Raw genomic sequence first — 24,937 nt, 5'->3', positions numbered from 1 at the left:
GTTATCTTCCCAAAACTTACGCCTGAAGCTGGCGCAACAAAGTAGAGTAATCTTCATTCAGCTGAGCATCTGACTGCCGAAGCTGAGCAATCCGATCGCAGGCGTGAATAACGGTGCTGTGATCCCTGCCATCGAACGCTAGGCCGATTTCAGGGTAACTATTGCCGGTAAGCTCACGCGATAGCGCCATCGCCATCTGGCGAGGCCTAGCAAACGAACGGTTGCGCTTTTTTCCTTTTAGATCGCGCAGTGAAATCGAAAAATATTCCGTTACAACGCGCTGAATGTTCTCGATAGTAAACTGCTTCACGCGCAGAAGCAGCAGATCTCGCAATGCTTCTTTAACTAATTCCAAAGTCACCGGTGCGCCTCGAAAACGCGCATTGGCAATGACCTTATTTAGCGCACCCTCAAGCTCACGCACGTTACCCTGAACGTGCTCTGCAATAAAGTGGGCAGACTCTAAAGGCACATCAAAACCCGCTGAATGCGCCTTTTTCAGCAAGATGGCAACGCGAGTTTCTTTATCTGGCGGATCAACTTGAATAGACAAGCCCCAGGAAAAGCGCGACTTCAAACGATCATCCATGCCCGAAATATCACGCGGAACACGATCTGAAGTCATGATGATTTGGCGCGAGCCTTCTAGCAAAGAGTTGAAAGTGTGAAAAAACTCATCTTGCGTGCTCTCTTTTTTGGCAAAAAACTGGATGTCATCAATTAACAAGGCATCTAGCGAACGATATAAGCGCTTGAAATCATTCATCATTGATCGCTGAAGGGCATTGATGAAGTCGCCCACGAAGCGCTCAGAAGTAATGTACATAACTCGAGCATTGGGGTTTCTGCGCAACATTTCATTGCCCACAGCATGCATTAAGTGAGTTTTACCTAAGCCGGTAGGGCCATAAATAAACAGCGGATTGGAATGCGATGCGCCAGGGTTATCAGCCGCTTGCAGACAGCCTGCATGCGCTAGCTGAGCACCTTTACCAGAGACAAAGTTATCAAAGGTGAAAAGAGAGTTCAGGCTGCTTGCTGGGCGTGCAATTGGCTCAATGACCGGCATCAACGGTTTCGCTAGCGCAGACGGGGAGGTTGCAGGCGTCGTGTTTCGTAACGATTGCGACTGCTTAGGCTCTGCATCGCCGCGCGAACCAACACGAATACTAACTTGAGTGATACGTCCGTCAGACATATTGGTAACGATTTCACGTATCCGCGCCATAAATTTGTCACCAATATGAGTGACAAAAAAAGTGTTAGGCGCCAATAACAGCAAAGTCGTAGCTGACTCTTCAACCTGTAAGGGCCGTATCCACATCTGAAAAAGATTAGGTGGGTACTCTTCTTGTAAGCGCTGCAGCGCACCTTCCCACACAGAATCAGCCATACCATCTGTCCACATAGCAAAACGAGATTCTAACGGGCTTAGCAGGCAATGCAAAAGCTTTTATCCACAAGATTTGAGAGCATGTAGATAAGTTAGCGTATAACTACGGTAGCACTCAGAGGATTAGCTGTGACGAATACCAGGACTCAAAGTTATCCACAATCATCCACAGCTTTTAAGATCACTAAAGAACGGGCTCATAAACAACTATTGATGTAATCTAACATCTTGTAATTTAACAAAAAAAATGGCTTATCAACAAAATATCAGGACCACTATAAAAACCACTAAAGCTCTTAAAATCTAAAAGAGTATTTATTTAATGGTTAACAATAAGGAACTGTGCACAACTTTAAAATCACGATCTTTAAGATTGATAAGCAAAGCCGTTGACAAAAGCACGGCACTTACCTAAGATTCCGCTCCCTTGAGCCCAACTGGGCGAGTTGTTAGCGGAACGCAATCATGAAACGTACTTTCCAACCCAGCACCATCAAGCAAAAACGTACTCACGGCTTTCGTGCACGTATGGCTACTAAAAACGGTCGCGCCGTTCTAGCTCGTCGCCGTGCAAAAGGTCGTAAGCGCCTAACTGTCTGAGAAATGTGAGCACTCAGCGCTTTACCAGAGACCGACGTCTACTGACACCAGCAGACTTCAAGCACGTCATGGATGGCGCTGAGTTCAAAGCACATCATTCGCACTATATGTTGTTAGCAAAAGCATCAGCGCATACAACTGATCGCATTGGCTTCATCATCGCGAAGAAAAAAGTCAAACTTGCTGTTAGTCGAAACCGTATAAAGCGATGTGTTCGCGATACGTTTCGTCTGCAATTGCCAGCAAATTATGCGCTCGATATAGTTTTTCTTGCCAAAAACGCCTTAGCCGACATTCCAAATGAAACGCTACACAGTGATTTTGCGAAAAGCCTTCAGCAGCTGCATAACAAAATATCAAAACAGTTAGCCAGTTCATTATGAAATGGCTACTGCTGTTGCCTATCCGATTTTATCGCTATGTAATCAGCCCCATGCTGCCTCCTCGTTGCCGTTACGAACCTACTTGCTCGGTCTATGCCGAACAGGCAATTCGTGAATTTGGTGCAATACACGGTGGTTGGCTTGCGATAAAACGAATATCTCGCTGTCATCCTTTCGGTAAACACGGCTATGATCCCGTACCGAGTAAAGTCACCCCTCCTTGTCGTCAACAGGAACCGTGAGTATGGAATTCCGTCGCACACTAATTATGGTGGCACTCGCTGCTGTCACATATTTCTTATTTCTATCTTGGCAGCAGGACTACGGCACTAAGCCTAAAGCTGATGAAGTGGTTAGCACAGCGGTTACGGCTGAAGCCGGTGACATGCCAGCAGTGGTAGCTCCCACAGTAAATTCTGATATCCCTGCAGTTGCGGTTGCAACAGCAGCGAATGTTAGCAAGCCAGTATTAGTGTCGGACTCTACGACGTCACCGCATGTGCGAGTACTAACGGATGTCTTAGATGTAGATATTGACCGTCTGGGTGGTGACGTTACGCGCGTGTCTTTGCCTAAATACACACAGACTGTGACGGATAAAACACCATTCGTACTGATGAATCAGTCCAATAATCTCACGTATATCGCGCAAAGTGGCTTAGTCGGTGTTGGTAATGGCACTGGCCTACAAGGTTTGGATGATCAAGCCAGTGGCCGACCACTTTATGATGTAGCGCAAAGCCAATTCACCTTGGCTGATGGCCAAGATGCTCTGAAAGTTGTGTTATCGACAACAACAGATGCTGGCGTCAAAGTTGAAAAGGTTTTCACCTTTACTCGTGGCGACTATCGCATAGGCATTAATTATCACGTTGCTAACACCAGCGATAAGCCTTGGCAGGGCGTTATGTTCGGCCAAATTAAGCGCGATAACAGCAAAGATCCAAGTAGTGACAATCACTCATTTGGCATGGTTACCTTTTTGGGTGGCGCTTGGTGGACTGCTGATAAAAACTACAATAAAGAATCGCTCGATAATTTTGGTAAAGAAGTGATGAGCCAACAAGTCACCGGTGGTTGGGTGGCGATGGTTCAACATTACTTTGTCTCTGCTTGGATACCACCCGCTCAGCAAATCAACCAAATCAGCACGCGTAAAGGCAATAACGGCGCAGATAACTACATTGGCTTCACGTCGAGTCCTTTGCTAGTTGCACCTGGCGGACAGGGCAGTGTTGCTGCAGATTTTTATGCCGGCCCAAAAATCCAAGACAAGTTGAAAACTTTGTCACCTGGACTTGAGTTGACAGTGGATTACGGTTGGTTGTGGCCAATTGCGCAATTCTTGTTTTGGCTGTTGAAATCAATCCATGGCTTCTTAGGAAACTGGGGTTGGTCAATTATAGTCCTAACGATTTTGGTCAAAGCCGCGTTCTTTAAGTTGTCGGCGACTAGCTATCGTTCCATGGCCAATATGCGTCGTGTAATGCCTGAAATGCAGCGCATGAAAGAACAGTTTGGTGATGATCGCCAAAAAATGTCGCAAGCCATGATGGCTCTGTACAAAAAAGAGAAGATCAATCCATTGGGCGGTTGTTTGCCAATATTGGTGCAAATGCCCGTGTTCATTGCCCTGTATTGGACATTGATGGAATCGGTTGAGCTACGTCACGCTAGCTGGATCTTGTGGATTCAAGATCTCTCCTTAATGGACCCCTACTTCGTCTTGCCATTGCTGATGGGTGTTTCGATGTTCGTTCAGCAGCAGCTCAACCCAGCGCCGCAAGATCCTATGCAGGCTAAGGTTATGAAGATAATGCCTGTGGTGTTCACCGTATTCTTCCTATGGTTCCCAGCTGGTTTGGTGCTGTATTGGTTGATGAACAATTTGCTGTCAATTACGCAGCAGTGGGTTATTACTCGCAATATCGAAAAAGCTGCTGCGCAACAAAGCGGGCACTAAGCTCCGATGGCGTTGATCACTGACACGATCGCCGCCATTGCCACGCCACCCGGCCGCGGTGGCGTTGGCATTATTCGATTGTCTGGGCCAAATGCCGAGCGCATAGGTCGAGAAATCGCAAATCATGCAATGCCAAAAGCCTTACTACCACGGCATGCTCTGTTCACGTCGTTTTATGACAGCCAAGCTCAGGTTTTAGACGAAGGTTTGCTGCTGTATTTTCAAGCTCCGCACTCCTTTACCGGCGAGCATGTGGTTGAGCTTCAAGGCCATGGCGGACCCGTCGTTTTGGGCATGTTATTACAAGAAGCGATACGTCGCGGTGCTCGCATGGCAAGGCCTGGCGAGTTTTCTGAGCGCGCTTTTCTCAACGATAAATTAGATTTAGCACAAGCTGAAGCCATTGCTGATCTCATTGAAGCTGGTTCTGAATCAGCTGCTCGTGCTGCCGTTCATACACTTCAGGGTGCATTTTCGCAGAAGGTAGATGAGCTTTTAGAGTCGCTGATTTACTTACGCCTGTTCATTGAAGCGGCAATTGATTTCCCTGAAGAGGAAATCGATTTTCTTGCTGATGGCCAACTTGAAGCCAAACTCGAAGCCGTACTTGCACAAATAGATCAAGTTTTATATCAAGCAAAACAAGGCGTTATTCAAAGCGATGGCATGCGAGTTGTTATTGCTGGATTGCCAAATGCCGGCAAATCCAGCCTGCTGAACGCATTAGCAGGGCATGACGCCGCTATTGTTACCGATGTAGCAGGTACAACCCGAGATGTCTTGCGAGAACAAATTCAAATCGATGGCATGCCATTACACATAATTGATACCGCAGGCCTACGCGACAGCTCTGATGCGATCGAGCAAGAAGGCATCCGGCGTGCTAAGCGCGAAGTTGATGCGGCAGACGCGGTGATGTGGGTTTGGGATAGCCGACATCCAAGTGAAGACATTGAAAAAGCAATTTTTCAGCAATTTGAACAATGCCCGAAGCAGCTATTTATTGTGCTTAACAAATGCGATTTATCACAGACAGCATTAGGCTTAGGCGAGCTTAGCTGCGCCAAGCAACAACTTAAAACCATTGCATTATCAGCTGCTAACCATAATGGCCTAGAGCCATTAAAAGAGCATTTGAAATCTCTGATGGGTTACCAGCCACTAGGCTCAGGTCATTTTTCAGCACGCCAACGGCATGTTGATGCCTTGGTGCGAGCTAAAGACCATTGTCAGCAGGCAAAAAAGGTATTGTTGAGTCATAGAGCTGGAGAATTAGCAGCAGAAGATTTACGGTTAGCGCAGAACAGTTTGTCTGAAATTACGGGGAGTTTTACTGCAGATGACTTGTTAGGGCGTATATTCTCGTCATTCTGTATAGGTAAGTAAGTTAAAAACAAAATAGAACAATAATTGACCACTGAATTAATTGGTACTATAGTACCATTCTAATGTGGCCCTAGGGCTTGAATTAACGGAATATGGCTCGCCTGGAGTAACCATGAAAAAAAATAAAGTAGGATTAGCCGCACTTGTTGGTGTTGGAGCATTTGCGCTTTACACCGTAGCAACCTTGCCGCCGGCTCCACCCGCAGTACCGCCTGTCCCAAGTGTTATTCCAGTACCTAATATCCCTGAGTTAACGGCTTACGATATGCCGACAGGTCATGTGCCCGTTAGCAACGAGCCGTATCAATCAACTTACCGCAGTGTTTCGCTCAGCGATTTAGCGGATCGAAATCTTACTACTGGCGTCTACACCGGCACCCCTTACTGGAAGCAGCGTGAGCAATGGTTTAAAGATCATTACTACGACACGCTTGCAGCACGCAAAGTTTGGGCGCCAGGCACAAGCCCAGAGACACATAAACGCGGTGATAAAGTTACTTGGAAATCTGAACCTATTCCTCAGTATGTGCCGCCACCCTGCGATCAGCCACAACCAACTGGCTATGACGCTGAAGGTTGCCGTTATGTAAATCAATTATTTACAGATGTCGCAGCGACAGATCCAGCGAAAGCGCAAGAAATGCGCGATCAAGCTCGCCGTGGCCGCGACGTTTGGTACAAAGGCACGTTTGGCAACCAGGATGAAAACTACCTGCTGCAATCACGTGTCGTTGGCAAAGACAACATGAATTACCCATGGCTCGATACGCGCACGCGCTCAGAGCGTTTCACTAAATGGGGTTTGATTAATGATCCAGACTGCAGCGAAGGTGATGCCAGCACAAACTGGTATGACAAATGCCAAGACCCGCATTCATCGGGCGTTTTAGGCTATCGCAAATACTATGCTGACCCCATTAAAGACAAAGATGGCAAGGTAATTTATAACCCGCAAACAGCGGCTTATAGCAAAGATGAAATAGCTAAAAACAAGCGCTTCATTATTGGCCATCCTTGCGTTCAGTGTCACGTAGGCTTTGACCCAACGAATCCGCCAGAAAATCCTAATGAACCAACATGGACCAACTTAACGGCGACAATTGGCAACCAACATATTGTCCAGCCTGATGCATTTTTCCTAGGGGCCCCAGAAAGCAGCCCAGCGCGTCAGGTCTTAAAAGGTGGTCGTTTAGGCACTATCGATACTTCGTTGGTGGCATCGGATTGGATGAATAACCCCGGCACACAAAACAACATCATGGACTTCCATAACAAGCGAATTTTCTCGCATGAAATGAAAGACCCAGTCACTGGGAAAATCAGCACAGCAAATACGCGCCATGTTTTGAAAGGTGCTGAAGATAGCGTTGGTGAGCATCTCGCGCTGATTCGTGTTTACGTCAATATCGGCATGTGTACCGAGGAGTGCTGGACGCCAAACTTTGCTTATCCTGGCAGGATGATTGGTCGCGGCACCGAGCAAAGCCCACTGCGCATCATGCAATGTGCGGCTGAGTGCGATCCATGGAACTATGCCGATGCCAAAATGGATGACCTCGCGGCGTTTTTGATCACCGGCGGTCCAACCTACTTAATGGCATCGAAAGACAAAGATGGCAAAGCTGGTACTGATTTTATTGATACAAAAGTCGTGCCTAAAGGCCGCGAAGTGTTCGCGCAAGAATGCGCAACTTGTCACAGCACGAAAATGGCGCCTGCCAATATTCGTAACGACAAAATCGCTTTAGGCAAATTCTATGAGGGCCATGTTTTCGGCAAAGAAGACTACTGGACCACGGAATACAGCGAAGCTGAGCGTAACGATCCAAAGTTCATTGCACGCTACTTAAGCAAAGATGCTGCTGGAAAATTACGCCCAAATCAGTTCGCTGAGAAAGGCGTGTTTGGGCAGGATTGGTTAGGTAATGATGAGCGCACGCCATTCAATATCATTGGCACTAACTTCTGCCGCGCGCTGCACGATAACCATAACAAGGGCCATATTTGGGAAGAGTTCTCTTCTGAGACCTACAAAAATAGCCCTTCACCCGGCAGTGTGCCGCGTGTTCTCAATCGCATGATTCCGTTTATTGGCGGCATGAAAGTGGGCGAGAAAAAAGTTGAAGGCGGCCCCGGCTATCTGCGCAACATTTCACTATTGTCGGTCTGGGCTACGGCGCCATTCATGCACAATAATGCGATTGGCGAAGTGACTTATTTGGCCGATGGTTCACCAGACTTCACGGTTGCGGGGCGCATCAAGCAATTCGAAAACTCGTTTGCCGAGCTGATGACCTCTGACAATCCAAAAGATGAAAAACATCGCCCACAAAAAATTTCGCTAACCACGGAAGATACAAAAATTACGGCACGTGAAGACATGCAAGGCTTGTTAAAAATCCCCGTGAAGAAGGGCACACCGGTAGCGAATATCGCCTCGGTTAACCCACACAGTCCTTTGTTTATGGGTTGTGGCGACATCGTGGAAAATAACGGCCACCAATTTGGTGTCGACCTGAGCAAAGAAGATAAGTACGCACTACGTGAGTTCTTAAAGCTGATGTGAGGTTGTTATGAAGCGCGTGTGGCGATGGATTGGCCTATTGGTTGTAGTAGCCGGCGGTTTATTCTGGCTGCTACAGCCAAAAAACGACGCCAATATCGCTGAGCTGGTGCACAGTACAAAAGCACCAGCGGGGTCGGTATCGACGAAAGTTATCCCGCAAACGGATTTGCCACCAGAAGGCACGCGCTCGCTTTTTGACCATATCATTGCGCAAAATGATGGCCTGCCATATCCCTATGACAAGCTAGTAAAGCTAATTCAGGATCAGAATCCGAACGGTGAAATGCCGATCAATATTCTAATTCCTGATGGCCGATCCTTGCTTAAGGGCTTGGCCGACTACAAGCATCCACGCTCGCTTATTGCAGCAGACTTTGAGCAGAAAAATAAAGCTGGTGGCTTAGGGCTACGCCCACGCGGCCAGCTTTTTATGGGCTTTGTTGAAAATGCGCGTGAAATTGAAGTCTTAAGCTATAACGAAGCAGCGGGGCGCTTCGAGTTTCAGCTCGTGCAAAATTACTGCGCTGGCTGCGTGCCGCGCATTGTCTATGCGCAGCGCGCTATCTGCACCACATGTCACCAAGGCGCTGGGCCAATATTTCCGCAACGGCCGTGGAATGAAACTAATGCTCAGCCCGATACTGCTGAAGCCATCCGCATTGCACGAGGCGGGGCTGAAAAATACTTATCATTGCCAATAAGCAATGTCCTAGCATCACCAGATCGCTTCGACCAACTCACCGATGAAGGCAACTTTATCAACGTGACCCAGCGAATTTGGCTCGATGGTTGCGGCTTAAACGGTAATGAGTGCCGGCGCACATTACTGAAACTGGCTCTGTTATATCGCGATAGCCCAGGTAGTTTCGATCCTGAGCAGCCTTTAGCTAAGCAGCTGCAAAAGCTGCAAGCGGTGAACTATCCCAAGCAAGGCATTGCCGTGCCGGAGTCAGATATTTTCAATCGCGACCCATTGGGTGAGCGCCGTGGCTTCAAAGGCTGGTGGCATAAGCTCACGTCGCGCGACATTAAATTGGGCGAGGGCGCGATGAATAATGAAGATTTAGATGCCTTTGATCGCCTACCAAAGCTTCAAGCTCGCCTCGATCCATTAAGTCAGCGCCCGCCAAAGCAAACATTGAGCGCGAATGATATTGATGGTGTTTATGGCGTAGCTGTACTGTTTAGCAGCAGCGATATCGATCAGCTGAGTGAAGCAGTGAACTATCAACCATCAGCGTATTTGGCAAAAGTAGATGCGCTTCCTAATGAAGTTTTTGTCGCTAAGCCGGTCAGCCGGGTGGCGCTGATGCGCGCACTATTGGGTCAGGATACTAATTATTGCTGTTTATCGACAAAAGAAATGTCACCACCGCAAGCTTCAGGCGTGCCTCCTTTGAAAGTCAAAAAACACGCTATTTTGAAAGACTTTGAAGATCATTGCTTTGCCTGTCATCGCGGCAACCCATCGAAACGCTTAAATTTCATGGGCGGTGCGGATGAAGATGCCGTATTAGCGAGCATTAAAGATAAGTCAGAAATTCGCGACGCCCTAGACTGGGAGCGTTACACCGGCACAGAAAAGGCCAATAAACTCATGCCGCCGCGCGACTCTATTCAATACGAAGAACTAATCGATGCTGGTAAGTCGGGGCAAGATGCGTTGAAGCGAATGCGAGAAGCCGTGCCTAGCCTCTTTGGATTTTAACCAGCACCAGCTTTAACGCTGGTGGAGTAAAAATGAAAATAATAAACGCCGTTGCCGCAGCCACGTTGCTACTTAGCTTGCCCACATTAGCGACGGCAATGCCGGCATATGCCCGAGCCTACAAGCAAGAGTCGGGATATATGCCCTCATGCAATGCCTGCCACACCGATGGCGGTGGCTCAAAGCTCGATAGCTTCGGTGAGGAGTTTAAGGTGGCCGGAAAAAACATGGCCGCTTTCGGTAAAATTGCTAACAAAGATAGCGATGGTGACGGCATCAGTAATAGCGCTGAGATGCAGGCAAAATCTAATCCGGGCGATAAAAAATCGACGCCGAAAAACCCAGGTAATTGGCTAGATATCGCAAGCTTAATCCCGCGTGAGGTTCGCCATGCTTTTCCTGGTGTGCTGACGTGGCTGCCGCAAGATGCTCTGCTGACGAAAGCTGATATTGCTGCGGCAAAGAAAATGGGTGTTGAGCTTAGCGCCGATGACGACAACACAATTTACATTCCCCTGGTTGATCGCCGACCCGCAGGAACAGGGCTTATTTTTGCAGCCAATTATCAGGGAAAGGATTTTTTCCTACTGATGACCACTGACAAAAAGCTCAACATCAGCCGTGTTAGCGTGCTGCACGCAGATAAAGTGCCTAGCGCTAAAGGCTTGAAAGTTTATGATCAGTTCGTCGGTCAAGCAGCGAATAAAGTCAGTATTTCTGCAAAAGCCCCGCTTGAGCAGGCTGTCCAGCTCGCGGTTAAGCGTGCCGGCATGTTGCTCTATGTGCGCTTGAGGGGGGCATAAACGTGGCCGATCCCGCCTTCGATTTTTTCAGTGACGCACCTATAGTCGATGCTGCCATTGTGCAGCTGCCGCCAGAGCCATCAGCATGGTTGAGCATTGGTGGACCAATTGGGCTAGTACTTTTTTTCTTCGCGATTTGTTTTTTGCTGCGATTTTTTATCCCCTACAAAGATCCTAAATTAGCGTTTTCATTAAAAGACTTACCTGTGGCTGCGCAGCGAGGAATTGCACTTTCGACGGTACTTTTTGGCGTCGCCTTCTTTTTTGGCTTGGCGGAAGTACATTACCAGATCGGGCTTAATGGCAGCACCGATGAGTACTTCGCGAATATGAGCCAAGGCAAGCTGATTGCCTTTACCCATGCCCATTTGTTTGGCTTCACTTGCGCCATTTTAATTATTGGCATCCCATTCTCTATGCACTTCAATCGTTTGAGTTGGTATCAATGGGTATTCCCCGTAGCACTAGCGGCAGCACTCACCGATATTGTGTCGTGGTGGGGGATCAAGTATGTTTCGCCCAATTTCGACTATGTAACGATGGCCTGCGGCGCAGTCTATGGGGGCGCTTACCTATGGATGCTGATTGGTATTATCCGAGTCATTGTCTTCCCCAACCTGCGCTGGTTCCCTGACTACTTAAATGAGCGAAGGGGAAAGCGCGAGCTTTGAAGTGGCAGAGTGTTTATGCAGCGATGGCTAGTGACAGGCGCTTTAATTGCGTGGAGCTCTTTCTGCTATGCCGATCGCATCATCACCTATGCGATTGACCCTCAGCGCACACAAGTGAGCATCTCCTGGCAATATTTAGGCGTGCCTACCGAGGGCGGAGAGTTCAAAGGTGTGACAGGCTTTATTTACGGAAACTTAGACTCGCCAAATAAGTCATGGGCTGAAGCACATATTCCCGTCAATAGCTTTAAAAGTGGCTGGAAGCTAATTGACCACCGCCTGATAAAGTCCGGCGAGTTCTTCCGCGCCAAAGAATATCCTGAGATTATTTTCCGCAGCAAAAGCATCGATACCGTGAACAAAAAAAGCCGCGAACTTAGCTTAAGTGGTGAGATCAGCGTCAATGGCATCGTCAGGCCTGTAACACTATTTATTGAAACCAAGTCGCTTGGCCCACATCCATTTTATGGTGATGCAAACGCTGCCAGCATGAAGGCAGTGACACGTTTTAATCGCAGTGAATTTGGTATGGACAAGTTTGTTGGCATGGTCAGCGACGAAATTGTCGTGCATTTGGCCGTTGAAGCGGTGGTGGTTAAAAACTGAACTGGCCGCAAGGCCGCGCAAACCGTATAATCAGCCCCCGTTTAAACCAGCGCCCGCGCGGGGTTTTATCTATGTTGTACAGCAAGTCTTACGATGTCATCGTTATCGGCGGCGGTCATGCCGGCACCGAAGCCGCCTTGGCTGCCGCGCGCATGGGCTGCCAAACCTTATTGCTGACCCATAATATTGAAACCTTGGGGCAGATGAGCTGCAACCCCGCAATCGGCGGCATTGGCAAGTCGCATCTGGTGAAAGAGATCGATGCACTCGGCGGCGCGATGGCTCTGGCCACCGACATGGCAGGCATCCAATTTCGCGTGCTCAATAGCCGTAAAGGCCCAGCTGTGCGCGCAACACGTGCCCAGGCCGACCGCGCGTTATACAAAGCTGCCATCCGAGAAATTTTAGAAAACCAGATCAATCTCGATATTTTCCAGCAAGCCGCCGACGATTTCATTGTCGAGGGCGAGCGCATCACCGGTGTTATCACGCAAACCGGCATTCGTTTTAATGCAAAAACCGTCGTGCTCACCACCGGCACATTTTTGGGCGGCACCATTCATATCGGCATGCAGAATCATCGTGGCGGCCGTGCTGGCGACCCGCCATCGATTGCTTTGGCTGACCGCCTGCGCGAGTTGCCATTGCGTGTTGGCCGCTTAAAGACTGGCACACCACCACGCATCGATGCCAAGTCGGTAGATTTCTCTGTGATGCAGGCGCAGCCTGGTGATACGCCGTTGCCGGTGATGTCGTTTATGGGCAAGCGCGAAATGCATCCGCGTCAAGTTAACTGCTGGATCACGCACACCAACGAGGCAACGCACGAGATTATTCGCGGCGGACTTGATCGCTCACCGATGTATACCGGCGTGATCGAAGGTGTTGGTCCGCGTTATTGCCCGTCGATCGAAGATAAAATTCATCGCTTTGCTGATAAAAACTCGCATCAAATATTTATCGAGCCTGAAGGCTTGAGCACGAATGAGCTTTATCCCAACGGCATCTCAACCAGCTTGCCGTTTGATGTGCAAGTGGCCTTGGTACGTTCGATTAAGGGCATGGAAAACGCCCATATCACGCGCCCAGGCTATGCCATCGAGTATGATTATTTTGATCCGCGCGACCTCAAGCACACGCTAGAAACCAAGGTCATTGCCGGTCTGTTTTTTGCTGGCCAGATCAATGGAACCACAGGCTACGAAGAGGCTGGTGCGCAAGGTTTATTGGCGGGCTTGAATGCTGGCCTGCAAGCGCAGGGCAAGCCCGGTTGGTATCCCACACGCGATCAGGCGTATCTCGGTGTGCTCGTCGATGACCTCATTACTATGGGTACGAAAGAGCCGTACCGCATGTTTACATCGCGCGCTGAATACCGCTTGATGCTGCGCGAAGATAATGCCGATACTCGCCTGACCGCTGTAGGCCGTGAGCTTGGCCTTATTGATGACTTGCGTTGGGCCGCATTTGAGGCCAAGCAGCAGGCGGTTGAGCTGGAAACACAGCGACTGAGGTCGCAGTGGTTGCATCCAGGTAGCGAAGTCACCAAGCGCTTTACTGAGCTAACCGGCGAGCAAATTAACCGCGAATGCCATTACCTCGATGCCTTAAAGCGCCCGCAGGTGACCTATCTACAGCTAGCAGCTCTGGGTTCAACGATCGTGCCTGATGACTTGCAAGCCGTGGTCGGTGAGCAAATTGAAATCAATGTGAAATACGCCGGCTATGTCGACAGGCAAAGTGATGATGTCGCGCGTCTTCATCAGCAAGAGCAAATGACCTTGCCACAAGATTTTGACTATGACGCTGTGATCGGTTTGTCCAATGAAGTGCGAGCAAAGCTGAAAGCATCGACACCAGAAACGCTAGCTCAGGCTGGACGGATTCAGGGTGTGACGCCAGCAGCCGTGTCGCTATTGTTGATTACGCTGAAAAAACAAGGTCGCCGCTTGTCGCGGGCTGTCTAATGGCGAACGTTAAATTAGCCGCAAATTGGCCAGAGCAGGCTCGTACGCGCTTCGAGCAAGGCCTAAAAGACATGGACTTAAGCTTAACGCCGGCCGTGATAGACAGCATAATGGCCTACTTGGCCGCACTGGTGAAGTGGAACCAAGCCTTCAACCTCACCGCCGTGCGCGATCCACTAGCCATGGTCGACAAGCATTTGCTCGATAGCTTGAGCATTTTGCCGCATATCAGCACGGGTGATTTGATTGATATCGGCACTGGCGCTGGCTTGCCGGGCGTTATTTTGGCGTTGGTTCGGCCTGAACTGAATGTCACTGTGCTCGATAGTAGTAGCAAAAAAACTCGTTTCATCACACAGTTTAAAGCGGCAAATGGCCTGAAAAACCTGACGATAGTGACCGCGCGTTGTGAGCAGCACCAGGGTCAATACATGCAGATTTGCAGCCGAGCATTTGCGAGCCTGCAAGACATGGTTGCGGGCACAGAGCATTTGTTGGCAAGTAATGGCCGATGGCTAGCAATGAAAGGCCACATGCCAGAGGAAGAAATTGCAGCCTTAGCAAGTACAATAAGGCTCGAAACTGCCCCCGCTTTGCGAGTACCCTTTGCAGCTGAGGCGCGCCATTTGGTGTGTTTGGCTCGCGCCGAAGCACTCTAGCCGCGCAAATTTAAGCGGCGCCAACGAATTGATACAGCACTCAAGCATTCGCGCTTGAGGCAAAGACAGCGGCCAAATCAGGCTGATTGAGGACAAGGGATATGATGTTTGCAGTCGCCAACCAAAAGGGCGGAGTGGGTAAGACCACAACGAGCGTCAATCTAGCGGCCTCTTTAGCGGCAACGAAACGCCGTGTCTTGTTGGTCGATTTAGATCCGCAGGGCAATGCCACGACAGGCTCTGGCATCAACAAAAACGATCTTGAGCACTCAGTGCTCGATGTTTTGCTCGCGGATATTCCAGCAATTGATGCAATTTTGACCGGCTCTGGCGGCTACGATGTGCTGCCAGCCAATGGCGATTTGACTGCTGCTGAAGTTGAGCTGGTCGATATGCCGAATAAAGAGCAGCGCTTGCGCCAAGCGTTGCAAACCTTGCGGTCCCGCTACGACGCAGTGGTTATCGACTGTGCGCCATCATTGAGCATGCTCACATTGAACGCTTTGGTGGCAGCTGAAGCGGTCATCATTCCTATGCAATGTGAATACTATGCACTCGAAGGTTTGGCGGCGTTAACGCAAACTATTGATAGGGTTCGCGAAACGGCAAATCCTACGCTGCACATCGCTGGCATTTTGCGCACCATGTATGACCCACGGAATACATTGGCGACTGATGTTTCGGCTGAACTATTCAGCCATTTTGGCGATGTAGTGCTGAATACGGTGATTCCGCGTAATGTGCGCTTGGCGGAAGCACCAGCTCACGGCGTGCCAGCGCTGCAGTACGATAAGAACTCGCGTGGCGCCATGGCTTATTTGGCTCTCGCGACTGAGCTGCTGCGACGCGAAAAGCTCAGCAAAAAAAAGGAAGACTGACCCATGGCAACAGCAAAGAAACGCGGGCTTGGTGGTGGGCGCGGCCTAGACGCCTTGCTGGGCACGGTGCGCAAAGTACAAGATGAGGTCGAGGCGGTAGCTGCCGGCCAAGCGCCAGAGGGCGAATATCAACAGCTGCCAGTCGAATGGCTGACGCGCGGGCGCTATCAACCGCGCCGCGACATGGACCCAGAAGCACTGCAAGAGTTGGCTGAGTCGATTAAGGCGCAAGGTATCTTGCAGCCTATTATTGTCCGTAAAACAGGTGATAAAGCTTACGAAATCATTGCTGGTGAGCGCCGTTGGCGAGCTGCCCAGCTTGCACAGCTAGATACAGTGCCAGCGCTGATTCGTGACTTTAGCGATGAGTCTGCGATCGCCTTAGCGCTTATTGAAAACATTCAGCGCGAAGATTTAAATCCATTAGAAGAAGCGCTAGCAATGCAGCGTTTTGCTGATGAATTCAAGCTTAATCATGGCCAAGTTGCCGATGCTGTGGGCAAGTCGCGGGCATCGGTCAGTAACCTAATGCGCCTACTTGGCCTTCACGATGAGGTGAAGAAAAATCTTGCCCATGGTGATCTCGACATGGGGCACGCGCGTGCCCTGTTAGCACTGCCAACAAATCAACAAGTAGCGGCAGCTCAGCAAGTCATTGAGCGCGGATTATCGGTTCGACATACCGAAGCCTTGGTGCGTGCCCTGCTAGAAGATAAGCCAGCGGTAGGTGGCAAAACCTTAGACCCAAATGTACGCAAGCTACAAGACGATTTAGCGGGCCGATTGGGCGCCGCGGTGCAAATCAACTGCAATGCTCGTGGCAAGGGCAAGTTGGTTATCGCTTATAACTCGCTAGATGAGCTCGATGGCATCCTTGCGCACATTAAATAAGTCGATGTGCTCTCGCCTGATGGTCATGGCAGCGGCGCTGCTGTTGGCTTTTGGGGCGCAGGCAGACGGCTGGGTGTTGAAAAAAACTGATAAAGAGCGCGATATCCGCGTCTATCAGCGAGCACATAGCGGGTCTCAGTTTGATGATATTTACGCGGTCACTGTTTTAGAGGGTGGGCCGGCGCGCATAGAGGCCATCCTCACCGATGCCTCTGCCATGCCCGAATGGCTGGCCCGAGTGACTCAGGCAAAAGTCATTAGCCGCAAGAAAGACGCGGCGATAATTTATCTGCGCTATGTCTTGCCGTATCCCTTTCGTCCTCGAGATGCCGTGCTGTTATCGCGCCGCACTAAAACATCTGAAGGCATAGTGATTGAGGCTGAGGCGGTAGCTGAAAAGTATCCTCTGCAAAAAGACGTGGTGCGTATGCTCGGCGCGAAAAGCCGATGGAAGGTAACGACCGTAGATGCGCATCGAGTGAAGGTAGAGCTGTGGGGCTCTGGCGAGCCCGGCGGGCTCATTCCGGCCATGCTGTATAACTACAATGTCGCGGATGATGCTGTGCAAACACTGAAACAGCTACGGCGAATGGCGTTACGAGAAAAATACGTAAAGGCTGAGAGCAAGGTCGAGCAATCAAACTAGCGCGATGGCGTGAAAGTGACCATATTTTTGCAAAAATCATACTTTCTTAGACGAGTTGTAGAGTGTTTTGTTGCCCTTTTGCTAGCAATTCCCCTATAATTCACCCGCTTCAATGCCAACGGCTTGTTTAACAGTAAGCCGCATACGATGAGTCAGTCATGACAGGAAGTAAGCCCCAGCCGCTGGTGCAGTATCAGCCCGCGCTGCAGCAACTGAAATGGCAAGTGCGACTGATGGTGGCGTTGTGGTTGATAGCGCAGCTTCTGTATGGCACAGCTGCAGGCGTATCGGCACTCGCGGGTGCTGGCATTGCGGTGATAGGGCAGGCATATTTTGTTTTTCGCGCCTTCCGTCATGCAGGTGAAACATCGGCACAACATATTGTGCAAGAATTTTACAGAGGCGAGGCAGGCAAGTTTCTGCTTACCGCGCTTCTCTTTGCTAGCGTGTTCATCTTTTTCAAAGAAGTTGAACCCGTTTGGCTGTTTACAGGTTTTGTATTAGAACAGCTCGTCGCTTGGATTGTGCCATTGGCCAACCGAAACACGCAGCGCTGATGGGTAGAGACGAATGGCTGGTAATTCCACCGAATACATCAAGCATCACCTCACCAACCTGACCTACGGGAATCACCCGGAAAACGGTTGGGGTCTTGCACATACGGCTCAAGAAGCTGCTGAAATGGGCTTCAATGCTATTCACGTTGACACAATGGGTTGGTCGATTTTCCTCGGCATCGTATTTTGCTGGCTGTTTCGACGCGCCGCCAAAAATGCGACCGCGGGCGTGCCTGGCGGCCTGCAGAACTTAGTTGAAGTAATTATCGGCTTCGTTCAGACCAACGTAAAAGACACTTATAGTGGCACCTCGAAAGTTATTGCGCCTTTAGCATTAACGATTTTCGTTTGGATTTTCTTGATGAACTTGATGGATTTAATCCCCGTCGACTTCATTCCAACATTGGCAACAATGATCGGTGTCAACTTCTTTGGCATGGATGCGCACGCCGTATTCTTTAAAATAGTGCCAACCACCGACGTCAACGCCACGTTGGGTATGGGTTTCTCAGTATTTGCGCTGATTATCTACTACAGCATCAAAATGAAGGGCGTTGGTGGCTTTGCTAAAGAGCTAACCTTCCATCCATTCAATACCATCTGGCTGACGTGGTTTAACTTCTTGCTTGAAGGTATCGCGTTGATTGCCAAGCCAATCTCGCTAGCACTGCGTTTGTTCGGCAATATGTATGCCGGCGAATTGCTCTTTATTTTGATCGCGCTGCTGCCATGGTATGTGCAGTGGACGTTGTCTGTGCCTTGGGCCATCTTCCACATTCTGATCATTACGCTACAGGCGTTCGTGTTCATGATGTTGACGATCGTTTACTTGAGCATGGCTTCTGAAAAGCACGATCACTAAGAAAACCCCGTAACTTTAACTCTGAACCAACCCTGAAGAGGAAACTCACATGGAACAAATCATTGGCCTTAACCTGATCGCCGTTGCCCTATTGATTGGCTTGGGTGCTCTGGGCACTGCTATCGGCTTCGGCATCTTGGGCGGCAAGTTCCTAGAAGGTACTGCACGTCAGCCAGAGCTAGCTCCTCAGCTCCAGGTTAAAATGTTCATCGTCGCCGGTCTGCTCGACGCCGTCACCATGATTGGTGTTGGTATTGGTCTGTTCCTGCTGTTTGCCAACCCGTTCATTCAGTAATTCGGCCTAAACCCCGAGCCACGGCGAGCACTATGCTCGTGAATGAAACCGGAATAGAGGTGATAGCGTGAACATCAACTTCACAATCGTAGGCCAGGCAATATCGTTTGCTATCTTTGTCTGGTTCTGCATGAAGTTCGTGTGGCCGCCAGTCATGGCTGCACTTGAGCAGCGCCAGAAGCTAATTGCCGATGGCCTGAATGCTGCCGATAAAGCAAAGCAAGATTTGGACGTTGCACACGCCCAAGTTGCGCAAGAGCTGCAAGCAGCTAAGCAAAAATCAGCTGAGCTGATTGAGCAAGCTAATCGCCGCGCCAGCCAAGTGGCTGACGAAGTGAAAGCACAAGCTGCCGCTGAAGCAGAACGTATTTTGACTCAGGCTCGCGCCGACATTGAGCAAGAAATTGCCGGTGCCCGCGATGGTCTGCGTCAACAGGTTGCTAGCCTCGCCATTGCTGGCGCAGAAAAGATTTTGCAAGCCGAAATCGATTCCGCCAAACATGCAGTGATGCTGGACAACTTGGCTACCGAGCTGAAATAAGAGGCGTTTGAGACAGTCATGGCAGAATTAACGACCGTTGCACGTCCTTATGCTAAGGCCGCTTTTCAGTTGGCGCAGGGCGAAGGCAAGTTGGCCGAATGGTCAGGCATGCTGGCGCTAGCAGCACAGGTAATTGCAAATACTGAATTTGCTGCCTATGTCGCTCGCCCAACGCTTAGCGCTAAAGATCAAGCCGATGCGTTATTGGCTGTGGTCGCTGATCAGCTCAATGAGCAGGGCCAGAACTTCATTCGTCAACTCGCTGGCAACAAGCGCTTAGCCGCATTGCCTGCAATTAGCGGCTTGTTCGATGAGCTGCGCGCACAAGCCGAAGGCGCTGTCGATGTGGCAGTAACTGCGGCCTTTGCTATGAGTGATGAGCAGCAAGCAGCGATGGCTCGTGTGCTAACTGAAAAACTGTCGCGTCAGGTCAAACTGACGACGGCTGTCGACGCCAGCTTAATTGGTGGGGCCGTGATTCATGCCGGTGACTTAGTCATTGATGCCTCCGTACGAGGCAAACTCGGCAAGCTTCGCGCCACCCTGAATACTTGATAATTCCTTCGAGGAAGAGAGCATCATGCAGCATCTGAATCCCTCCGAGATCAGCGAGCTGATCAAGAGCCGCATCACAGACCTAGATTCGTCTGTTGAAGCCCGTAACGAAGGCACTATCGTTGGCGTAGCCGACGGTATCGTGCGTATTCATGGTCTCGCCGACGTTATGTACGGCGAAATGATTGAGTTCGACGGCGGTGTCTATGGCATGGCCCTCAACCTCGAGCGTGACTCTGTTGGCGCCGTGGTTTTAGGCGGCTATCTGACATTGCAAGAAGGCCAAAAGGCTCGCTGCACAGGCCGCATTTTAGAAGTGCCAGTTGGCCCTGAAATGTTAGGCCGCGTGGTTGATGCTTTGGGCATGCCTATCGATGGCAAAGGTCCAATCAACGCTAAGCTGACCGATGCCGTTGAGAAAGTAGCTCCCGGTGTTTGGTGGCGTCAGTCCGTCGACCAGCCCGTACAAACTGGCTACAAATCTGTCGACGCGATGATTCCTGTTGGCCGTGGCCAGCGCGAGCTGATCATTGGTGACCGTCAAACCGGTAAAACAGCATTAGCTATCGATGCCATTATTGCGCAGAAAAACTCTGGCATTAAGTGCGTCTATGTTGCTGTCGGTCAGAAGCAATCAACCATTGCTAACGTGGTGCGCAAGCTCGAAGAGTTTGGTGCCATGGCTTATACCACTGTCGTTGCCGCTGCCGCTGCTGAAGCACCAGCCATGCAATTCTTGGCGCCATATTCCGGCTGCACCATGGGCGAATATTTCCGTGACCGCGGTGAAGACGCACTGATTGTTTATGATGACTTGTCGAAACAGGCTGTGGCCTATCGTCAAATCTCCTTGCTACTGCGCCGTCCACCAGGCCGTGAAGCCTATCCTGGCGACGTGTTCTATCTCCACTCCCGTCTGCTTGAGCGTGCTTCGCGCGTGTCTGCTGAGTACGTAGAGAAGTTCACCAAGGGCGAAGTGAAAGGCAAAACCGGCTCATTAACCGCGCTGCCTATCATTGAAACGCAAGCAGGCGATGTGTCGGCATTCGTTCCAACCAACGTGATTTCGATCACCGATGGCCAGATCTTCTTAGAATCATCGCTGTTTAACGCCGGTATTCGTCCAGCCGTCAACGCCGGTATTTCGGTGTCGCGAGTTGGTGGCGCTGCGCAAACTAAGATCATCAAAAAGCTGTCGGGTGGTATTCGTACCTCGTTGGCTCAGTACCGTGAACTGGCAGCATTCGCTCAGTTCGCTTCTGATCTCGATGAAGCTACACGTAAACAGCTAGAATTGGGCCAGCGCGTGACTGAGCTGATGAAGCAGAAGCAATTTGCTCCACTCAGCATCGGTGACATGGCGCTGTCTATTTTCGCAGTCAACGAAGGTTACTTAAACGATGTTGCAGTGAACAAGGTATTGGATTTTGAAGCCGCCTTGCACAGCTATTTCAACAGCGAAGAAAAAGCGCTGATGGACAACATCAATGCCACCGCTAACTACGATGGCAAGATCGAAGCGGCACTGCGTGCCGGTATCGAGAAGTTTAAGGCCACCCAAACCTGGTGAGCCACGGGAGGCTCGGCCTAGTGCCGAGCCAACACCCAGCAAAGAGTCGGTGAGGCTATGGCCAGCTTAAAAGAAATTCGCGTCAAGGTAGCGAGCATTAAAAGCACGCAGAAGATCACGAAAGCGATGCAGCTCGTGGCCGCCTCCAAGATGCGCAGGGCCCAAGAGCGTATGGTGGCAGGTAAGCCATATGCTCAAAAGATTCGTCAAGTAGTGGCTCACGTTGCGCATGCAACGCCTGAGTACAAACATAGCTACTTGATCGAACGCCCGGTGCGCCGTGTTGGCTATATTGTTGTGTCGTCTGATCGTGGTTTGTGCGGCGGTTTAAACATCAACTTGTTCAAGCAAGTGGTGCAGTCCGTTCGCAGTTACCGTGAGCAAGGCGTTGAGTCTGAGTTTTGCTTGATCGGCACCAAAGCCACGACATTCTTTAAGAATGTTGGCGGTAAAGTGGTTGCAGCTAAAACCCATATGGGTGATCAGCCTTCGTTAGAAGCGTTGATAGGCAGCATCAAAGTGATGTTAGAGCACTTTGACGAAGGCAAAATTGACCGTTTGTATTTGGTGTCTAACGAGTTTGTAAACACCATGACGCAAAAGCCGACGCTTCAGCAGCTATTGCCTTTGGCAACAGGTGGTGACGATGATCTCGGTCAGCGTAGTTACAACTGGGATTATCTCTACGAGCCAGAAGCTAAGCCGCTTTTGGATGCGCTGTTGTTGCGCTTTATCGAGTCCCAAGTGTATCAAGGTGTCATTGAGAACGTGGCCTGTGAAATGGCGGCGCGTATGGTGGCTATGAAATCAGCTACCGACAACGCCGGTGATTTGATCCGTAGCTTGCAGTTGGTTTACAACAAGGTACGCCAGGCAGCCATCACCCAAGAAATTTCCGAAATCGTTGGTGGTGCCGCGGCTGTTTAAGCCGCGCATCACTGCAGATAGCATTACGAGTTTTAGAGGATAACCCCATGAGCAGCGGTCGTATTGTCCAGATTATCGGCGCCGTCATTGACGTCGAATTCCCGCGTGATAGCGTACCTAGGGTTTATGACGCCCTGATGGTCGAGGCCACGTCAACAACCCTAGAAGTTCAGCAGCAGCTGGGCGACGGCGTCGTGCGTACGATTGCCATGGGTTCAACCGAAGGCCTGAAGCGCGGTCTGGGCGTTGCTAACTCTGGCGGCCCCATCAGTGTTCCTGTTGGTCAAGGCACGCTGGGTCGTATCATGAACGTACTCGGCGAGCCAGAAGATGAAGGCGAACCGGTCGTTTGCGAAACCAAAATGTCGATTCACCGTAAAGCGCCGTCGTATGACGAGCAAGCGGGCGGTACAGACTTGCTAGAAACAGGCATCAAAGTCATCGACTTGCTGTGCCCGTTCGCCAAAGGCGGCAAAGTAGGTCTGTTCGGTGGTGCCGGTGTTGGTAAAACCGTAAACATGATGGAATTGATTAACAACATCGCTAAAGCGCACAGCGGCTTGTCCGTGTTCGCTGGTGTGGGTGAGCGTACTCGTGAAGGCAACGACTTCTATCACGAAATGAAAGATTCGGGCGTTCTCGACAAAGTGGCCATGGTTTACGGTCAGATGAACGAGCCACCCGGCAACCGTCTACGCGTGGCGTTGACCGGCCTGACCATGGCTGAGTACTTCCGTGACGAAAAAGGCGAAGACGGCAAAGGCCGTGATGTTCTGCTATTCGTCGACAACATTTATCGCTACACACTGGCAGGTACCGAAGTATCGGCACTGTTGGGTCGTATGCCATCGGCTGTGGGCTACCAGCCTACGCTGGCTGAAGAGATGGGCGTTCTGCAAGAGCGTATCACTTCGACTAAAAACGGTTCGATTACATCGATCCAAGCCGTATACGTTCCTGCCGATGACTTGACTGACCCATCGCCAGCTACAACATTTGCTCACTTAGACGCCACAGTTGTTTTGTCGCGTGACATCGCCTCGCTAGGTATTTACCCAGCAGTTGACCCGCTCGACTCGACTTCACGTCAGCTCGATCCACTGGTCGTTGGCGATGAACATTACGAGATCGCTCGTGGTGTGCAGAACGTGTTGCAGCGTTATAAAGAATTGAAAGACATCATCGCGATTTTGGGTATGGATGAGCTTTCGGAAGAAGACAAATTGGTCGTCTACCGTGCTCGTAAAATCCAACGTTTCTTGTCGCAGCCTTTCCACGTCGCCGAAGTATTCACCGGTGCACCTGGCAAGTATGTGTCATTGAAAGAAACTATCCGTGGCTTTAAAGGTATCTTGGCCGGCGACTACGACTCTCTGCCAGAACAAGCGTTCTACATGGTCGGTGGTATCGAAGAAGCCGTCGAGAAATCCAAAAAGCTGTAAGTTGCTAAGGCCTGCGGCTTAACAGCTGGGGCTTAGGAGTAAGACATGGCGAAAACGATTCATTGCGATATCGTCAGTGCGAAAGAGTCGATTTTTGCTGGTGCCGCGACCTTGGTCGTGGCACACGGCACGCTCGGCGACGTCGGCATTACCCCTGGTCATGCCCCGTTGCTGTCGCAGCTGGCTCCAGGTCCAGTGCGCATCATGAGCGAAGCGGGTGACGAACTCGTGTATTACGTGTCGGGCGGTGTGATTGAAGTGCAGCCCAATGTAGTCACTATTTTAGCTGACACCGCTTTGCGTGCTGCTGATATGGATGAGGCTGCGGCCTTGGAAGCACGTAAGCATGCGCAAGAAGCGCTGACTAATCAGAAGAGCGAAATGGACACTTCAGTGGCCCTTGCTTCTCTAGCTGAGGCTGCTGCTCAGCTGCGTACATTGCAAGCGATGAAAAATCGTAGCGGTCGCGGTTAAGTTCGTAAAGTGTAATTAGCGTAATGAAAAAGGCAGCTTAGGCTGTCTTTTTTTATGCTTGCAAAAAATGCGACGGAAGTAGCCCGTCTTCAGGCTCGCAGACCGTGATAATCCGTGCTAAAACTCTAAACACAATAACAACATATAGACGTTGGAGTACCACGTGAAAACGGTGATGCAAGTACTGCAAGGAAAATCTAATCAAGCCACTTACACCATTACGCCGCAAGCGACCGTGCTCGAGGCTATTAGCTTAATGGCCGATAAAGGCATTGGCGCACTGATCGTTGCTGAAGGCGATCGCATGGTTGGCATTGTCAGTGAGCGTGACTATGCGCGGAAAGTCGTGCTGATGGAGCGTTCGTCATATAACACTTTGGTTCGCGACATTATGACCAGTGCCGTATTAGCTGTAACTGCAGAGGAGACGACTGAGCGCTGCATGGGCATCATGACTGAAAAGCGTCTACGTCATTTACCAGTGCTCAGTGGTGAAAATATCATTGGCATCGTGTCCATTGGTGACTTGGTGAAAGAAGTGATATCGGAGCAACAGCAAATCATTGAGCACTTAGAGCAATATATTCGCGGAGA

Annotated in this window: 26 protein-coding genes; 25 read left to right on the top strand and 1 reads right to left on the bottom strand. The window is 50.2% G+C overall.

Annotated elements, in window-relative coordinates; genetic code table 11:
* Positions 1-16: 16 nt before the first annotated feature.
* Positions 17-1,393 (bottom strand): chromosomal replication initiator protein DnaA, encoded by a 1,377-nt coding sequence (gene dnaA / locus AC3DKE_RS04290; RefSeq protein ID WP_379071634.1) that lies wholly within the window; start codon positions 1,391-1,393, stop codon positions 17-19.
* A gap of 465 nt (positions 1,394-1,858) precedes the next feature.
* Between dnaA and rpmH the strand changes: the two genes are divergently transcribed.
* The 25 genes from rpmH to AC3DKE_RS04165 all read left to right on the top strand — a co-directional run.
* A complete protein-coding gene (gene rpmH / locus AC3DKE_RS04285; RefSeq protein WP_068857706.1) occupies positions 1,859-1,993 on the top strand; it encodes a 50S ribosomal protein L34 in 135 nt (44 codons plus the stop codon).
* A gap of 5 nt (positions 1,994-1,998) precedes the next feature.
* A complete protein-coding gene (gene rnpA / locus AC3DKE_RS04280) occupies positions 1,999-2,376 on the top strand; it encodes a ribonuclease P protein component (protein ID WP_411729613.1) in 378 nt (125 codons plus the stop codon).
* The gene (gene yidD / locus AC3DKE_RS04275) at positions 2,373-2,618 is read left to right on the top strand and encodes a membrane protein insertion efficiency factor YidD (protein ID WP_474640727.1); all 246 of its coding nucleotides are present in this window, start codon (positions 2,373-2,375) and stop codon (positions 2,616-2,618) included. Before rnpA ends, yidD begins: the two co-directional genes overlap by 4 nt.
* 2 nt (positions 2,619-2,620) lie before the next feature.
* A complete protein-coding gene (gene yidC / locus AC3DKE_RS04270) occupies positions 2,621-4,339 on the top strand; it encodes a membrane protein insertase YidC (RefSeq protein ID WP_487990135.1) in 1,719 nt (572 codons plus the stop codon).
* A gap of 6 nt (positions 4,340-4,345) precedes the next feature.
* Positions 4,346-5,725 carry a tRNA uridine-5-carboxymethylaminomethyl(34) synthesis GTPase MnmE gene (gene mnmE, locus AC3DKE_RS04265; protein WP_487990134.1) on the top strand — a complete coding sequence of 460 codons (1,380 nt, stop codon included), beginning with the start codon at positions 4,346-4,348 and terminating at the stop codon, positions 5,723-5,725.
* A gap of 112 nt (positions 5,726-5,837) precedes the next feature.
* Entirely contained in the window at positions 5,838-8,291 is a 2,454-nt protein-coding gene (locus AC3DKE_RS04260; protein WP_487990133.1) for a hypothetical protein, read from the top strand.
* A gap of 7 nt (positions 8,292-8,298) precedes the next feature.
* Positions 8,299-9,999, top strand: a complete 1,701-nt coding sequence (locus tag AC3DKE_RS04255; RefSeq protein ID WP_340675872.1) for a hypothetical protein — start codon at positions 8,299-8,301, stop codon at positions 9,997-9,999.
* Between the two features lie 32 nt (positions 10,000-10,031).
* Positions 10,032-10,802 carry a thrombospondin type 3 repeat-containing protein gene (locus AC3DKE_RS04250; protein ID WP_487990132.1) on the top strand — a complete coding sequence of 257 codons (771 nt, stop codon included), beginning with the start codon at positions 10,032-10,034 and terminating at the stop codon, positions 10,800-10,802.
* 2 nt (positions 10,803-10,804) lie between these two features.
* The gene (locus tag AC3DKE_RS04245) at positions 10,805-11,473 is read left to right on the top strand and encodes a hypothetical protein (RefSeq protein ID WP_340675874.1); all 669 of its coding nucleotides are present in this window, start codon (positions 10,805-10,807) and stop codon (positions 11,471-11,473) included.
* Between the two features lie 15 nt (positions 11,474-11,488).
* Complete coding sequence (locus tag AC3DKE_RS04240; RefSeq protein ID WP_340675875.1) at positions 11,489-12,079, top strand: YceI family protein; 591 nt, start codon at positions 11,489-11,491, stop codon at positions 12,077-12,079.
* Between the two features lie 71 nt (positions 12,080-12,150).
* Positions 12,151-14,046, top strand: coding sequence for a tRNA uridine-5-carboxymethylaminomethyl(34) synthesis enzyme MnmG (gene mnmG / locus AC3DKE_RS04235; protein ID WP_379071606.1), 1,896 nt, complete (start codon positions 12,151-12,153; stop codon positions 14,044-14,046).
* Positions 14,046-14,705 (top strand): 16S rRNA (guanine(527)-N(7))-methyltransferase RsmG, encoded by a 660-nt coding sequence (gene rsmG / locus AC3DKE_RS04230; RefSeq protein ID WP_340675877.1) that lies wholly within the window; start codon positions 14,046-14,048, stop codon positions 14,703-14,705. Before mnmG ends, rsmG begins: the two co-directional genes overlap by 1 nt.
* Positions 14,706-14,806: 101 nt before the next feature.
* Positions 14,807-15,583 carry a ParA family protein gene (locus AC3DKE_RS04225; protein WP_487990131.1) on the top strand — a complete coding sequence of 259 codons (777 nt, stop codon included), beginning with the start codon at positions 14,807-14,809 and terminating at the stop codon, positions 15,581-15,583.
* A 3-nt stretch (positions 15,584-15,586) separates the two neighbouring features.
* The gene (locus tag AC3DKE_RS04220; protein ID WP_340675879.1) at positions 15,587-16,474 is read left to right on the top strand and encodes a ParB/RepB/Spo0J family partition protein; all 888 of its coding nucleotides are present in this window, start codon (positions 15,587-15,589) and stop codon (positions 16,472-16,474) included.
* Positions 16,449-17,120: an START domain-containing protein gene (locus tag AC3DKE_RS04215; protein WP_487990130.1), complete on the top strand. Its 672-nt coding sequence runs from the start codon at positions 16,449-16,451 to the stop codon at positions 17,118-17,120. The genes AC3DKE_RS04220 and AC3DKE_RS04215 overlap by 26 nt, the downstream gene beginning before the upstream one ends.
* A gap of 158 nt (positions 17,121-17,278) precedes the next feature.
* Entirely contained in the window at positions 17,279-17,677 is a 399-nt protein-coding gene (locus tag AC3DKE_RS04210) for an ATP synthase subunit I (RefSeq protein ID WP_487990129.1), read from the top strand.
* A 13-nt stretch (positions 17,678-17,690) separates the two neighbouring features.
* Positions 17,691-18,539, top strand: a complete 849-nt coding sequence (atpB, locus tag AC3DKE_RS04205) for a F0F1 ATP synthase subunit A (RefSeq protein ID WP_340675882.1) — start codon at positions 17,691-17,693, stop codon at positions 18,537-18,539.
* Positions 18,540-18,588: 49 nt separating this feature from the next.
* A complete protein-coding gene (gene atpE, locus AC3DKE_RS04200) occupies positions 18,589-18,834 on the top strand; it encodes a F0F1 ATP synthase subunit C (RefSeq protein WP_340675883.1) in 246 nt (81 codons plus the stop codon).
* Between the two features lie 67 nt (positions 18,835-18,901).
* Positions 18,902-19,375: a F0F1 ATP synthase subunit B gene (locus AC3DKE_RS04195; RefSeq protein ID WP_340675884.1), complete on the top strand. Its 474-nt coding sequence runs from the start codon at positions 18,902-18,904 to the stop codon at positions 19,373-19,375.
* Positions 19,376-19,393: 18 nt separating this feature from the next.
* Entirely contained in the window at positions 19,394-19,930 is a 537-nt protein-coding gene (locus tag AC3DKE_RS04190) for a F0F1 ATP synthase subunit delta (RefSeq protein WP_340675885.1), read from the top strand.
* Between the two features lie 25 nt (positions 19,931-19,955).
* The gene (atpA, locus tag AC3DKE_RS04185; protein ID WP_487990128.1) at positions 19,956-21,500 is read left to right on the top strand and encodes a F0F1 ATP synthase subunit alpha; all 1,545 of its coding nucleotides are present in this window, start codon (positions 19,956-19,958) and stop codon (positions 21,498-21,500) included.
* A 57-nt stretch (positions 21,501-21,557) separates the two neighbouring features.
* The gene (gene atpG / locus AC3DKE_RS04180) at positions 21,558-22,427 is read left to right on the top strand and encodes a F0F1 ATP synthase subunit gamma (RefSeq protein WP_340675887.1); all 870 of its coding nucleotides are present in this window, start codon (positions 21,558-21,560) and stop codon (positions 22,425-22,427) included.
* Between the two features lie 47 nt (positions 22,428-22,474).
* Positions 22,475-23,869, top strand: a complete 1,395-nt coding sequence (gene atpD / locus AC3DKE_RS04175) for a F0F1 ATP synthase subunit beta (RefSeq protein ID WP_340675888.1) — start codon at positions 22,475-22,477, stop codon at positions 23,867-23,869.
* 45 nt (positions 23,870-23,914) lie between these two features.
* On the top strand, positions 23,915-24,343 hold the full coding sequence (locus tag AC3DKE_RS04170; RefSeq protein ID WP_340675889.1) for a F0F1 ATP synthase subunit epsilon: 429 nt from the start codon (positions 23,915-23,917) through the stop codon (positions 24,341-24,343).
* A gap of 163 nt (positions 24,344-24,506) precedes the next feature.
* A partial coding sequence (locus tag AC3DKE_RS04165; RefSeq protein ID WP_487990127.1) for a CBS domain-containing protein occupies positions 24,507-24,937 on the top strand: 431 nt, incomplete at its 3' end.

It is taken from the genome of Paraperlucidibaca sp., from assembly GCF_982810325.1.
Note: the sequence above shows the minus strand (reverse complement) of the source record. Positions and strands in the feature narration are given on the sequence as shown.

Bases quoted from the DNA above. Each gene is read 5' to 3' on its own strand.
- dnaA (WP_379071634.1), bottom strand. From the start codon at position 1,393: ATGGCTGATTCTGTGTGGGAAGGTGCGCTGCAGCGCTTACAAGAAGAG.
- rpmH (WP_068857706.1), top strand. From the start codon at position 1,859: ATGAAACGTACTTTCCAACCCAGCACCATCAAGCAAAAACGTACTCAC.
- yidD (WP_474640727.1), top strand. From the start codon at position 2,373: ATGAAATGGCTACTGCTGTTGCCTATCCGATTTTATCGCTATGTAATC.
- yidC (WP_487990135.1), top strand. From the start codon at position 2,621: ATGGAATTCCGTCGCACACTAATTATGGTGGCACTCGCTGCTGTCACA.
- mnmE (WP_487990134.1), top strand. From the start codon at position 4,346: ATGGCGTTGATCACTGACACGATCGCCGCCATTGCCACGCCACCCGGC.
- AC3DKE_RS04260 (WP_487990133.1), top strand. From the start codon at position 5,838: ATGAAAAAAAATAAAGTAGGATTAGCCGCACTTGTTGGTGTTGGAGCA.
- AC3DKE_RS04255 (WP_340675872.1), top strand. From the start codon at position 8,299: ATGAAGCGCGTGTGGCGATGGATTGGCCTATTGGTTGTAGTAGCCGGC.
- AC3DKE_RS04250 (WP_487990132.1), top strand. From the start codon at position 10,032: ATGAAAATAATAAACGCCGTTGCCGCAGCCACGTTGCTACTTAGCTTG.
- AC3DKE_RS04240 (WP_340675875.1), top strand. From the start codon at position 11,489: ATGCAGCGATGGCTAGTGACAGGCGCTTTAATTGCGTGGAGCTCTTTC.
- mnmG (WP_379071606.1), top strand. From the start codon at position 12,151: ATGTTGTACAGCAAGTCTTACGATGTCATCGTTATCGGCGGCGGTCAT.
- rsmG (WP_340675877.1), top strand. From the start codon at position 14,046: ATGGCGAACGTTAAATTAGCCGCAAATTGGCCAGAGCAGGCTCGTACG.
- AC3DKE_RS04225 (WP_487990131.1), top strand. From the start codon at position 14,807: ATGATGTTTGCAGTCGCCAACCAAAAGGGCGGAGTGGGTAAGACCACA.
- AC3DKE_RS04220 (WP_340675879.1), top strand. From the start codon at position 15,587: ATGGCAACAGCAAAGAAACGCGGGCTTGGTGGTGGGCGCGGCCTAGAC.
- AC3DKE_RS04215 (WP_487990130.1), top strand. From the start codon at position 16,449: ATGGCATCCTTGCGCACATTAAATAAGTCGATGTGCTCTCGCCTGATG.
- AC3DKE_RS04210 (WP_487990129.1), top strand. From the start codon at position 17,279: ATGACAGGAAGTAAGCCCCAGCCGCTGGTGCAGTATCAGCCCGCGCTG.
- atpB (WP_340675882.1), top strand. From the start codon at position 17,691: ATGGCTGGTAATTCCACCGAATACATCAAGCATCACCTCACCAACCTG.
- atpE (WP_340675883.1), top strand. From the start codon at position 18,589: ATGGAACAAATCATTGGCCTTAACCTGATCGCCGTTGCCCTATTGATT.
- AC3DKE_RS04190 (WP_340675885.1), top strand. From the start codon at position 19,394: ATGGCAGAATTAACGACCGTTGCACGTCCTTATGCTAAGGCCGCTTTT.
- atpA (WP_487990128.1), top strand. From the start codon at position 19,956: ATGCAGCATCTGAATCCCTCCGAGATCAGCGAGCTGATCAAGAGCCGC.
- atpG (WP_340675887.1), top strand. From the start codon at position 21,558: ATGGCCAGCTTAAAAGAAATTCGCGTCAAGGTAGCGAGCATTAAAAGC.
- atpD (WP_340675888.1), top strand. From the start codon at position 22,475: ATGAGCAGCGGTCGTATTGTCCAGATTATCGGCGCCGTCATTGACGTC.
- AC3DKE_RS04170 (WP_340675889.1), top strand. From the start codon at position 23,915: ATGGCGAAAACGATTCATTGCGATATCGTCAGTGCGAAAGAGTCGATT.